This is a genomic window from Pseudochryseolinea flava, assembly GCF_003286915.1.
GTDB lineage: Bacteria > Bacteroidota > Bacteroidia > Cytophagales > Cyclobacteriaceae > Ohtaekwangia > Ohtaekwangia flava.
The window spans coordinates 125,327-138,386 of the sequence record NZ_QMFY01000009.1 but is presented as its reverse complement, the minus strand read 5'-3'; the positions used below and the strand labels follow the sequence as shown (position 1 = coordinate 138,386).

The window sequence follows — 13,060 nt, the reverse complement described above, 5'->3', positions numbered from 1 at the left end:
ATCAGGGATTTAGTGTTATTGCTTTTCCATGATCAATAACCAACGCTGTGAGATACTTGGCAAATGGATCGATCATATCGAGCATAGGCTGCGGAAAAATTCCGAAGCAAAGTGCTGCTATCGCCAAAGGAACCAGCATTACATACTCGCGACTTGTCAGGTCGACAATAGCATCGCTCTCAATATTTGCTTTTAAGTGAAACGGTCCAAAGAACATTCGCTGGAGTGTCCACAAATAATAGGCAGCAGAGAGAATCAATCCTGACGTTGCAATTACAGCGAGACTTTCATGCAGCACCCCATTTGTAGCATTCGATCTAAACGATCCGAGGAACACCATCACCTCGGCGATAAATCCTGAAAACCCTGGTAGCCCCATCGATGCAAAAAATCCTACTAACACCAACGCGGTAAAGTTCTGCATCTTCGAGGAGAGCCCCGAGTAGTGATCAATAATGCGATCGTGTGTACGATCGTACAACACGCCAGCAATCAAGAACAACATAGCCGAAATAATTCCGTGGCTTACCATCTGATATACGGCACCTGCTATTCCTTCCTCCGTCACCGAAGCGGCACCCAGTAAGACAAAGCCCATGTGGGAAACAGAGGAATAGGCAATCAAGCGCTTTAGATCTTTGCTAGCCATTGCATTGAGTGCGCCATAGATGATTGACAGCACGCCCATAATTCCGACAAACATTCCAAAGTGCATCGCTGCCTCCGGAAATATCGGATAGGCTATGCGCAGAAGACCATATCCGCCGATTTTCAAAAGGATCGCGGCAAGTATAACGGAGACTGGCGTTGGTGCTTCCACGTGTGCATCGGGCAACCATGTGTGTAAAGGCACCATCGGAAGTTTGATAGCAAAACCAATAAACAAAAGCAAGAATGCCCAATAGCGCGCATTAAACCATCCAATTTGCCACGGATTATTGGGATCTAGAATCGTGTTCGAAATAAAATTCATCGGCTCCATCATGTGAAGGAGATTGAACGAGTGTACCAATAGCCCGCCTTGTGATGCAACCGGATCGCTTACACTCGTGTAGAGTCCGATCATAACCACAAGAATCAAAATCGATCCTAACAATGTGTACAATAAAAATTTTATCGAAGCATATTCACGACGTGGTCCTCCCCAAATGGCGATGAGAAAGAACATCGGCAATAACATGAACTCAAAGAATAAATAGAACAAGAGAAAATCTAATGCGACAAAGCTTCCGATTACCGCCGCGTTGAGAATCAGTAACAATACGAAATAACCTTTGACATTTTTCTGAATAGACCACGACGAAATGGTCGCAATCAACAAAACAAAAACAGATAGTGCTACAAGCGGAAGACTCATGCCATCAACACCAACGAGATACTCAGCTTTCAAGACACCCCACGATCCAAGATTTAGCGTAATCCAGTTAGAACGTTCTACAAATTGAAACATTCCAGAGGCTCTAAATCCTACGAGCATGGGCAGAAGCCAGAGTATTTGTTGCACATTCACAATGAGGGCCACCGCACGAAATGCTTTTTCAAATTTCTTTGGAAGAAACAAACAGATACATGCTGCAACCAACGGCGTAAAAATCAATAAGGAAATCAGGTAGTGCTGCATGTAAAAATCTCTTTAGTTGAAGCTTCTATTCTATCCACTAAAACAAGGTCCAAATTAAAAAAATAACAATTGCGATAGACGACCAGAAGACATAGAGTTGAATCTTACCTTCTTGAAATGATCGAATAAACGCGCCAATTCCATTGGCTAGCCATGCGAATAGATTCACGATTCCATCTACTATGAAACGATCGAACCATCCAATTAAATTCGCCACCGTTACTTGTACATATGCTAGTAAGTGGATCCCGCCATCGATCCACCGTACATCGGTCTTCGTGGTAAGTTGCGACAAATAACTTGTGCCTTTAATGATCGTTGCGCTATACACGCGATCCAAATAAAAACTTCTGAAAAGGAATTCTGATTGTAACGTTTTGTTACGAAAGCTATAAGCCAACAGCAGCGACAAGAGTACCCATAGCGCAGAAACAATGACGATAATTGTATTGTGTGGCGCCGTCGTGTTTAATCCGCTATACAACCAGCCATCAAAATGAATGGGGCTGAACGATACAATCAACCAAATAGAGCAGATCATCAATACAGCAATCGGTCCACGCATTACCATCGGAGCTTCGTGTATGTCCAATTCAGCAGCGCCTCGAAACTCACCCATGAACACATTCCAAAATAAACGAAACATGTAAATAACGGTAAGCATCGATACGATGAGGGTATTGATGAGGATAAGGTATTGCCATGTACCGCCATTCGTCCAATTAAACACTGCGGAAAGAATGGCATCCTTCGATAAAAACCCCGAGAAGAAAGGAAGACCTGCGAGAGAGGCTCCGGCGATAAGAAACGCGATAGCCGTGAAAGGCATGTCCCTTCTCAGTCCGCCCAAATTACGCACATCTTGAACATCGAAATGCGTGAGTGATTTAGATTGAGCATGATGAACAGCATGAATGATGCTACCTGCGCCTAAAAACAAACAGGCTTTAAAAAAAGCATGCGTGAATAGATGTAGCATTGCCGCGCTTGGATCGCCAACACCTGCGGCCGTAACCATTAATCCAAGTTGTGATATGGTTGAGTAGGCCAGAATTTTCTTAAGATCATGTTGAACACAAGCACTTAACGCGGCCATCAACGCCGTGAGTGCCCCGAAGACCACCACTACATTCAAGGCTTCGGGTGTGAAAATAAAGTGAACACGTACAATCAAGAATATTCCTGCGGCCACCATCGTTGCAGCATGAATCAATGCGGATACTGGTGTCGGTCCTTCCATGGCATCGGGTAGCCATGTTAATAGGGGGAATTGTGCCGACTTGCCGATGACACCACAAAAGATGCAGAGCGCAGCAGCAGTGTCTAAAATATTGTGAGATTGTACGAGCGAAAGCGCGTTGATGTCGAAGGTATTTCTACTGATCGCAATCAGCAACATGCCGATGAGAAATCCTGCGTCGCCAAATCGATTGAATATAAAAGCCTTCTTGGCGGCAGCTGCAGCTTCAGGCTTTTCTGACCAGTGACCGATCAACAAATAAGAAGAGAATCCGACGAGTTCCCACGCAAAGAAGATTAACATGAAATTATCCGCCACGCACAATAACAACATGGCGAAGGTAAAAAAACCAAGTGCCGAAAAATATTTGCGCAGGCCGTGATCGCCCGCCATGTAGCCTGTTGAGTAGATGTGAACCAATGCTGATACCGTTGTAACTACGATAAGCATAATGCGTGTGTGGTTGTTCAATAATACACCGGCGCGAACCCCAATCTCACCAAGTTGAAACCACGCGCAGTTGAATTGCAATGATGGTTCGTTCCACGTTGAGACACTCACGAAAACAGCAGTCACTGCGGCAACAAACATTAAGAAGGGAGATGTGACCGAAACAATCCATGCGTAACGTTCACGCACGACCAATGACAACATCGCAGACAACAATGGAAGACTCAGGCTTGTGCCGAGACAAAACAATACGGTATGTTGTGTCATCGCTTCCATCGTCAATCTTTTAATTCGCTGACTTCGTCAGGTACAGAAGTCTTGTAATATTGATATACGCGTAGTACGATTGCTAATCCTACTGCGGCTTCACAAACTGCAACGATAATCACGAATAAGCTAAACATCTGTCCGTCGATACGCCCCGCATGGATTCGATTAAACACCACCAGGTTAACGTTCGATGCATTGAGCAGTAGCTCGAGACCAAGTAAAACCATGATAGCATTCCGCTTGACAACAATCACCGCTATTCCTACCGCGAAGAGGAACGCGCCGAGATAGAGCATGTGATCAAGGTTTTGCATCTCAGACAGATTTTGATTTTGATGAAGCCATCGCTATGGCGCCGATCAATGCCACGAGTAACAACACCCCCGCGATTTCAAAAGGCAAAAGATAATCGCTCATGATGTGAACGCCGACTTTCTCAATATTTATTTCTTGCGTTGTTAGCGCCGTCGGTGAAGGCCATACCGTTTTTGATATTGCATAGATCAGAATTCCCAAGATGCTAAGGGAGAGCAGTACACCACTGATTAAATAATTATGAGATACAACCAGCGGCTTACCTCCGTGTCGCGCCGACAACATGATACCGAACACGATCAACACAAGAACACCTCCAGCGTAAACAAGAATTTGCGTCACGGCAACAAACTCGGCATGATTAAAAACGAAAACGGCGGCAATGGCCAAGAGGCAACAAATCAAAAGCAGTGCGCCATAAAAAACATTTCTTACAAACAGAATCCCCAATGCGGATAACGCCGCAATCGCTTCAAAACAATATAACAGCCACGCGCTACTCATGATGCACTTGGGGGTGGTCCTAGTGGTTTTATCTTCGGACGAAATACAGGTTTGGCTGCCTTCGGAGCTTCCGCATTGTCTTTCTTTTCCTCGACGGTTGCTGCAGTCGTCGTTGGCGATGTTGTTTCCGTTTTGACAACCGGTGCTGTTGCAGCCTTCGCAGCTGCTTTAAGACGCTGACTTTCTTCCCACAGATTTTTCTTCTCTTCTATTTCTGATGGTGTCATTTCACCAAACACAAAGTTATGTTCGCGAATATCGAAGACGCTGAAATCATAAACCTTGGTCATCGTTAAACATTCTGTCGGGCAAACCGTGGTGCAAAGTCCGCAAAAGCAGCACTTGCCCATATCGATATCAAACTTCGCTGCGTAGATACGTTTAGAAGTACCATCCGATGTTTTCCCAAACTCTTCCGCTGACTTTATCGGCTCGATGGTAATACAGTTCACGGGACATACCTTAGCGCACTTATCACAAACGATGCAGTCGTCAATTTCATTATGAAGGCGATACCTGCCATTATCAGGTACGGGCTGCATTTCGTATGGATATTCAATCGTAGAAATACCCGCGGGCTGATCAAAGTATGCGGGACTTGAGATGATGACAGGGCGCTGACGATGTCGCGCATTCAACATATGACGAAAAGTGATCTTCAGTCCACCCCACAATGTGGTGATCGACTTTACGATCGTTTGCCAGTATGTTTCGCGTGAAGCCTCCATATCAGGCAGCAAAAATAGAATGGAATGACGGCTTTAAAAGCGATTATCTAAGAATTTGCGGCAGAATATCCGACAGCAGGATTAGTTCGCCTTTGGAAGGGTGAACCAGAATGTGCTTCCGGTACCTTCCGCGCTTTCAGCCCAGATTTTCCCACCATTCTTCTCAACAAATTCTTTACACAAGATCAATCCAAGGCCAGTACCTTTTTCATTCGCCGTGCCACGTGTCGTATACGGCGCCGTTTTATCAAACAGAATATTCAGGACCTCAGGCTTGATACCGACGCCGTTATCTTTCACTGAAATAAGCCACTCGTGGCCGCGTTCCTCCGCATCGATCTTTACTACGCCGCCGTCATTGGTGAACTTTATCGCATTGGTCATCAAATTTCGGATTACCAAGTTGATCGTATTTGAATCGGCGAAACCGATGGCATTGGCCGGCACATTGTTTAAAACCTTTATATTTTTCGCTTGTACGGCAATCAAGAGTTGTATATTCTCTTCGACAATGCGATGAATATTAATCTTCGCTGCTTGAAGATTCAACTTATCCATTTGCAATAGTGTCCAGTCGAGGAGGTTGTTCAAGAGAGTTCTCGTGTGATTGAAACGCACCTTCAGTTCCTGCGTGTGCAGGTGCATTTCTTCTGGTTTCACAGCTCCTTTATCGAGCAGGTCTAACAGTCCTGCGAGGGCATTGATCGGCGAGCGCAAATCATGTGAGATGATCGAGAAGAACTTATCTTTCACCTGATTCAGGCGTTCTAATTCCTCACTACGCTTCTCCATTTCATCCTGATGTTGCAATAGAAGCATGTTAATCTTCCGTCTTCTTTGGCCGCTGCGATACACGGTGATCAACAGTATACCACTCAACGCCATGACGACTACCAAAATATTGCGGACAAATTGTTGTTTCTTCAATGCATCTACAAGGCGGGCCTGCTCTCGGGCACTTTGTGTATCACGTGCTTCCGTTTCGAATCGAACCTGATCACGCAACAGTTTCCCTTGCATGTCTTGGCTAAACAAAGTGTCTTCTAAAAGTTTAAATTGTTTGTAATAGGACAATGCGCGACTATGATCGCCCTTCAATTCCCACAACGCAGATAACTGGTTATAGCATTTGATCTCCAGCACTCTCGCGTTAAGCGACTTCGCAAGGGCGAGACTCGCTTCTACCTTTTGAAGTGCGTCATCAAAGTTCTTTTCTCGCATGAGCGCATCTCCACGGCCAAGTTCGATTTCGGCCATGCCTAACTTATTTTCTGACTTTTGATGGATTGCATAAGCCGAATCGTAGTAAGCTTTTGCTTTCGAAAAGTCGTTCTTCACGACGTGTACACCGGCGATTTTCGTGAGTATCACCGATTCTAATAAAAAGATTTTTTCTTTTCGCGACAGGGTCAACGCGTCCATGAACATCATCAACGCAGAGTCGTATTTCTGACGGCGGAAAAGAACGTCGGCTATTTCGTTTAAGCTGTAAGGAATACCTTCCTTGTCGTTGAACTGTTCACTCATTTTCATCGATTTTTTCAGATGACTGAGTGCTTGATCGTATTGACCGAGTTCCTTGAATACGCGTCCTACATTGTGCATAGCAACCAGTGTGCGTAATGTATCGTCCGCTTCTTTGGCGACTCTTAGAGATTGTGTAAAATAGAAGAATGCGTCGTCGTATTCGCCGAGATCATAATAATCATCTCCGATATTGTTGTAGTCCATGGCAATTGAACTTGAGTCTCGAAGCGCGATATCATTTTCAAGGGCAAGATTGTCGTAGCGCAGGGCTGAGCTGTAATTACCGCTGCTAGTAAAATTGTGCGCGGCTGTTTGATAAGCGAGTACTTTAAATTTAGGGTCGTCTACTTTTTCGGCGAGTTTAATGGCCTCTTCGCTATAGCGAGCACTCAGCTTGCCATTCGAAAAAGTATGTAGGGTAGAGAGCTCCGTGAGCAGTCGGATGTCGATCGTGTCCGCCAGCGTCAGTTTAAGTGAGTCCTGAATTACTGATATTCTTTTCTGGTCCTGCGCCAACGTTGAAAAACTAAAGGCGAGGAGCACAAAAGCACAAAAAAATTTCTTCACGTATTTTATGTAAAAATTATTCTCCAAAATCCGCATACGATAATAAGTATGAGTGCTAGCGGTGTTAAAAACTTCCACGACAGACTCATGAGTTGATCAACACGTAAACGAGGATACGTCCAGCGAATCCACATCTGTAAACCGACAAAGAATAGCGATTTACTCATCAACCAAAAAATCCCCCATAAGGTAGAGGACCAAGTCCCTTGCACTCCGCTTGTCCAATCCGCTAGCTTTAGTGAAGCGACGTTAGGCAGTGGGGTACTCCAGCCTCCAAAAAATAACACTGCCCCTAATATACTTACTAAAAGCATCATTCCATATTCTGCCAGCATTATTACCGCCCAGCGAAAGCCCGAATACTCGGTATGAAAACCGGCGACCAGTTCTGATTCTGCCTCAGGCAAGTCGAAGGGCGCGCGATTACATTCCGCCAATGATGCGATAAAAAATACAACCCAAGCAAAAAACAGTATCGGCATTTTTACAACATTCCACGCAAGTATGCCGCCCACTTTTGACACATCCATACCCCAAGCATATACAGGTTCCGGTGAGAAAATACTTTGCTGATAATTTACTTCTTGCAGATCAAGTGTTCCCGTCATCATGCAGACACACACAATAGACAGTGACAAAGGGACTTCATAGGAGATGATCTGTGCTGCAGAACGCATCGTGCCCAATACGCTGTATTTGTTATTCGATCCCCACCCTGCCATCATGATGCCGATCACATCGAGTGAAATGATGGCAAGCAACAGGAAAAGCGCTGATGACATTGTTGCCCCTGGCCAAGATGGGGCCAAGGGAATGAGCGCAAAACCGGCAAACACAGCACCGAAGATGACAAAAGGAGCAACTTTAAAAAGTGTAGCATCCGCTTTTGTCGGAACGATATCTTCTTTTTGAATCAGTTTTAGCAGGTCTGCAACGCTCTGTAATAAACCATAGTAGCCAACCTCCATTGGCCCAAGTCGATCTTGAATGAACGCCGATATTTTTCGTTCAGCATAAATCGCCATGATGGTGTACAGGAGCAAAAAGGGCAATATAAAAATGAGTGTCGTCAGCGTTGCTAAAATTTAATGTTTGCGAAGATGAGCATTATCATTTCAATTCCACAACGGATGTTTTTCTAATTGTACCGCGTTGTGAAAAAAGATCTGCGCAGCTGCTTCAAATGATTTTGTGTAATCGGAAACGAGGAAATGATCAGTACCAACTTGCCCGTCATTCAATAAGTCTTTGCTTTCCAAATACTTCTTCAACGCTAGGGCTACTACCTCCGACGAATCAAGGATGGTCATCTTTCCTTGGTAGAACTCATTGATTTGTTTTTTGATCAGTGGATAGTGTGTACAAGCAAGGATCAATGCTTGGATTCTATCCAGCGACGTATCGGCCAGGTATTGCGCGATAATTTCATAGCTGATCTGGTTATTGAAGAAACCTTCTTCGATCATCGGCGCAAGCAACGGCGTGGCTACTGAATTTATGGTAATCGCCTTGTTCCCTTCTTCGATTTTTCGGTTATAAACGCCAGATTGAACGGTCCTTTTCGTTCCGATTAAACCCACCGACTTTCCTGGAAACTGTTCCATGACCAGCGAAACCATCGGATCGATCACATTTATAATATGAACGTCGTTTCGAACGTACTCCTTTAACAGCTCATACGCCGCGGATGACGCTGAATTACAGGCAATCACGATAACCTTACATCCCTTCCGAAGAAGTACATCCGCTATTTTTACAGAGTAAGCTTGAATTGCCGCCTCAGATTTATCGCCATAAGGAAGATGGGCGGTATCCCCGAAGTAGATCATACTTTCGCCCGGGAGCAATTTTTTAATGGCATGTGCCACGGTCAATCCCCCTATCCCGCTATCAAATACACCTATCGGATGCTGCTTTTCTAGTTTCATTATCAAAAAGTCGTTGCGAATTTTGTTAAATTTAAGTTCACCTCTAAACTATCCATGAAGAAAAATCTGGGCGTTACTCTATTTGTTCTGATCATCATGATCGGCGCCCAGGCACAGGACACCCTGTTGATCGATAGCTTGAACAACAGTATATCTTCAGCAAATTCCGACTTCACAATCAACAAAGCTTTCGATGAAATAAGCAAAACCCTCGAAAAGCTACCGAAAACTATAGCCTTACGAAAAGCAAAGTACAGTCTACACCTAGCACTCCAAAGCGACCGCGAGCTTAATGTTGTATTCGCTTACCGAAATCTCGGACGCGTTTACAATTCGTATGGACAACGCGAAGAGGCGCTGCGAAATTTTCAGTTGTCGATCGCTACCGCACAAGCTTCACCCAACAAACCCTTTGGGCTGGCCATAGCACACTTCCACTTTGGACAATTCCTTGCGCAACAAGGACTACTGTCTGAAGGACTTCAAAGTTTACTTGACGCGTCTAAAATTTTCGAACATCTCAAGATGTATTCCTACGTAACGCTGTGTCACTACGAAGCAGCGATCATTCACTATAATGCGCGAAACTATAAGCAATCGATTGAAGAAGGTTACACCGTTTTAACTTTTCAGGATAAGATCAAAACCGACGAACTCGACTATGATCAGTCCTTTCAGCGCATGAGTATTCTAAACACGATCGCACTGGCCAATAACCAACTGCGCCAATACGATATGGCGATTATTAATTACGATAAGGCAGAGGTCATTGCAAAAAAAATAAAAAACGATTTCTGGGTGGGGCTTATCAACGGAAATAAGGCTATCGTTTTTAAAAATCTTGGTCGTGTCGACGAAGCAGAGTCCAGCTTGATGGCCGATTATGAAACCAGTAAAAAATATAAAGTGTGGGGTAGCGCTGGTATGTCGGCGTTATCACTAAGTGATATTTACCTATCGCGGAAAGAGTACGCCAAAGCAAAGTCTTTTCTAGATTCTGCATTGTTCTATTTCGTACAAGACCCCGACAAAGTTTCCAGCAAGCGCGGACTATCGTCCTATTTAAATAGCTATGCGCGACTAAAAGCGGCGATGAAAGATTATCCGGAAGCGTTTAATGCCATGCAAAAACATGTTCAACTTCGCGACTCACTATCGTTCGAACAGGAAGCGCTGAACATGGCCAAGATAAAAGCAACGTACGATCTTGACCGCAAGCAAACTGAAATTGAACTCTTGACTAAAAACAATGAAATTCAACAAGAGCGTATACGCGGACAAAAAACGCTATTCATCGCTACGCTAGTGGTGTTGATTTTAGTTGTGCTGTTGTCTCTTAACCTGATTTACATTTTCCGTAGACAGAAACAAGTGGCCAAACTTTTACGTCAACAACGCGACGAGATTGAAGCCAAGAATGCTGAACTTGAAGCACAGGGCACAAAACTTCAGGAGAACAATCAGTATATTCAATCGCTGAATGCTAAACTAGAACAGAAAGTAGCTGCCCGTACAAGAGAGCTTGAAGAAACCAACCACGAACTCGATACCTTCCTATATCATTCCTCACACGACATCCGGCGTCCAATCACGACCTTGCTTGGACTTGACCTGGTTGCACGGCAAGTTTCAAACGACAAGGACGTCATCACGCTTTTTGAAAAAGTAGGTGAAACTGCGCGAAGCATGGACAATATGCTTTTCAAAATGCAGATGATGTATGAATTGAATCAGCCCGATCACCCTGTCGATCCAATCGACATTCACCGTGTGATCCGAGGCGTACTTCAGCATTATCGGCCGGAGTTTGCAAGACTTGGAATGACCAATCACTTGTCGCTTCATGAAAGTCTTTTCTTAACATCAAACCCTGCCCTACTGAACATCATCTTTAGAAACCTTATTGAGAATGCAATCCTCTTCAGAAAAACTCATCCTGGAGCAGAACCATTTGTTGACATTGTGTTTAAACCCATCGGCACACAACTGGAGATATCAATAACCGACAACGGCATAGGCATCGAAGACAAATATCATGATCAGGTTTTTGATCTGTACTTCCGTGGATCCCCGGCGTCGAAAGGAAATGGATTAGGACTCTATCTGGTAAAAAAATCCGTGCAGATATTAGGTGGTAGTGTCAAACTGATTAGTGATTACGGTGTAGGCAGTACTTTCACAGTACTGCTACCCGGAATCAAAACAGATTAGTTTTTAAGCGACGTTGTCGGAAAGTTTAGCAACGATAATTTCGCGTGCTTCGCGATGATTACAATACGAACATTTGAAATGCTGAAGCAAAAGGCCTGTAGATGAAGCGGTCGGAGACTGCTCGACTTCTTCGCGTGAAATTTTCATGGTGTAATAGCCACATTCCGAGCACTCTTCAGCATGCTGGTAAGCCTGATACTTTTCAATTTTCTTATAACCAGTCTTCTCGTCAATCCAAACATCATAGTCGATTGAGTGAACCTCCTCGTCTTTAATTTGGCTGGGTTCTAAATGATGATCCTCTTCCGATTCGGTAAGCTTACGCATCAAATTCCCTTGTGGCGAAACACGTGGCGTATTCCTCAATTTTGACAATCGTTTTTCAAGCTTGCCGGGGTAGTATATTTTCACCAAACTGAAAAATATAAAGTATGCAATCACGCTGAGACTCACAGCAATAAAAAGTCGCACGTAGAACCAGCGTTCGCCGTCTTCCACGATCATACTTGAATAAACGGTGTTGAGGAAGCAGGCTCCTGCTAAAATCAGCGCAACGATGGCATACCAGAAGTAACGGACTTCGTGCAAGTTCACGTAGTCATATTTCTCTTTGTAATCCTTAATTTGAAAGACTTTAAATTCATGATAGAGAAGAATCAACACAGCAAGCGCCACACAAATTCCAGCGCCTATGTACATGTATTGATCCCATGAACTAAGAAAAAATGAATTAGTTTCCATAGCGGGTGGGTTTTAGGCTAATTAAAGATAAACAATTCCCAACACTATAAGTGCAAGCGTAAATTCTCTTTTCCGCAGATGTATTGTAATATTGGGCTTTCAATTCAAACCTATTCGAACAGACAACTTATGGCTAACAACTTATTAAAAGGAAAACGCGGTATCATTTTCGGCGCTTTGGACGAGAATTCCATTGCTTGGAAGACAGCCCTAAAGGTAAAAGAAGAAGGTGGGAGCTTTACCCTCACCAATGCACCTATTGCTATGCGGATGGGTAAAATCAATGAATTGGCGAAAGCATGTAACGCAGAGGTTATCCCTGCAGATGCTACCTCTGAGCAAGATCTGACGAACCTTTTCACAAAATCAACTGAGGTTCTAGGCGGGAAACTTGACTTCGTTCTGCACTCGATTGGCATGAGCCCTAACGTTAGAAAAGATCGTACCTATGGCGATTTGAACTACGAATGGTTTCTTAAAACACTCGATATTTCAGGTATCAGCTTCCATAAAGTACTTCAGACTGCCGAGAAAACTGACGCCATGAATGAATGGGGATCAATCCTTGCCCTTACCTACATTGCCGCTCAGCGTACATTCCCAGATTATTCCGACATGGCGCAAGCGAAAGCTGTTCTCGAATCCATCGCGCGCAGCTATGGTTATCGCTTCGCGAAACTTAAGAAAGTTAGGGTTAATACAATTTCACAATCGCCGACCAAAACAACTGCTGGTGCGGGCATCTCTGGCTTCGATGTATTCTTTGACTACGCTCAAATGATGTCGCCATTGGGAAATGCGTCTGGTGAAGATTGCGCGAATTACATCACCATGATGTTCTCTGACTTTACAAGAATGGTAACCATGCAGAACTTGATGCACGATGGCGGTTTCTCATCGACTGGTATCACGCAAGATCTGATCGACAGACTTTCAAAGTAATATCTTTTACATCCCT

At 44.2% G+C, this 13,060-nt stretch carries 11 protein-coding genes; 2 read left to right on the top strand and 9 right to left on the bottom strand.

Translation table 11 applies throughout. The features are described 5' to 3' along the window. Position 1 precedes the first annotated feature (1 nt). The 8 genes from DQQ10_RS17375 to murI all read right to left on the bottom strand — a co-directional run bounded on the left by DQQ10_RS17375 (position 2) and on the right by murI (position 9,150). Complete coding sequence (locus DQQ10_RS17375; RefSeq protein WP_112748163.1) at positions 2-1,621, bottom strand: complex I subunit 4 family protein; 1,620 nt, start codon at positions 1,619-1,621, stop codon at positions 2-4. A 37-nt stretch (positions 1,622-1,658) separates the two neighbouring features. Next, positions 1,659-3,587, bottom strand: a complete 1,929-nt coding sequence (locus DQQ10_RS17370; RefSeq protein ID WP_112748162.1) for an NADH-quinone oxidoreductase subunit 5 family protein — start codon at positions 3,585-3,587, stop codon at positions 1,659-1,661. Positions 3,588-3,589: 2 nt separating this feature from the next. After that, positions 3,590-3,895 carry an NADH-quinone oxidoreductase subunit NuoK gene (gene nuoK, locus DQQ10_RS17365; RefSeq protein ID WP_112748161.1) on the bottom strand — a complete coding sequence of 102 codons (306 nt, stop codon included), beginning with the start codon at positions 3,893-3,895 and terminating at the stop codon, positions 3,590-3,592. 1 nt (position 3,896) lies between these two features. Beyond that, positions 3,897-4,400, bottom strand: coding sequence for an NADH-quinone oxidoreductase subunit J family protein (locus tag DQQ10_RS17360; RefSeq protein ID WP_112748160.1), 504 nt, complete (start codon positions 4,398-4,400; stop codon positions 3,897-3,899). Next, positions 4,397-5,128, bottom strand: coding sequence for a 4Fe-4S dicluster domain-containing protein (locus DQQ10_RS17355; RefSeq protein WP_112748159.1), 732 nt, complete (start codon positions 5,126-5,128; stop codon positions 4,397-4,399). The genes DQQ10_RS17360 and DQQ10_RS17355 overlap by 4 nt, the downstream gene beginning before the upstream one ends. A gap of 81 nt (positions 5,129-5,209) precedes the next feature. After that, positions 5,210-7,222: a tetratricopeptide repeat-containing sensor histidine kinase gene (locus DQQ10_RS17350; protein WP_165823982.1), complete on the bottom strand. Its 2,013-nt coding sequence runs from the start codon at positions 7,220-7,222 to the stop codon at positions 5,210-5,212. Positions 7,223-7,227: 5 nt separating this feature from the next. Continuing rightward, on the bottom strand, positions 7,228-8,295 hold the full coding sequence (gene nuoH / locus DQQ10_RS17345; protein ID WP_112748157.1) for an NADH-quinone oxidoreductase subunit NuoH: 1,068 nt from the start codon (positions 8,293-8,295) through the stop codon (positions 7,228-7,230). A 42-nt stretch (positions 8,296-8,337) separates the two neighbouring features. After that, positions 8,338-9,150 carry a glutamate racemase gene (murI, locus tag DQQ10_RS17340; RefSeq protein ID WP_112748156.1) on the bottom strand — a complete coding sequence of 271 codons (813 nt, stop codon included), beginning with the start codon at positions 9,148-9,150 and terminating at the stop codon, positions 8,338-8,340. A 54-nt stretch (positions 9,151-9,204) separates the two neighbouring features. Between murI and DQQ10_RS17335 the strand changes: the two genes are divergently transcribed. Then, positions 9,205-11,361, top strand: coding sequence for an ATP-binding protein (locus DQQ10_RS17335; protein WP_112748155.1), 2,157 nt, complete (start codon positions 9,205-9,207; stop codon positions 11,359-11,361). 3 nt (positions 11,362-11,364) lie between these two features. Here the strand turns inward: DQQ10_RS17335 and DQQ10_RS17330 are convergent, their stop codons facing one another. Continuing rightward, positions 11,365-12,102 (bottom strand): tripartite tricarboxylate transporter TctB family protein, encoded by a 738-nt coding sequence (locus tag DQQ10_RS17330; protein WP_112748154.1) that lies wholly within the window; start codon positions 12,100-12,102, stop codon positions 11,365-11,367. 129 nt (positions 12,103-12,231) lie between these two features. On the opposite strand from DQQ10_RS17330, the gene DQQ10_RS17325 reads away from it, so the two are divergent. After that, a complete protein-coding gene (locus DQQ10_RS17325) occupies positions 12,232-13,044 on the top strand; it encodes an enoyl-ACP reductase FabI (RefSeq protein WP_112748153.1) in 813 nt (270 codons plus the stop codon). The last annotated feature ends 16 nt before the right edge of the window (positions 13,045-13,060 follow it).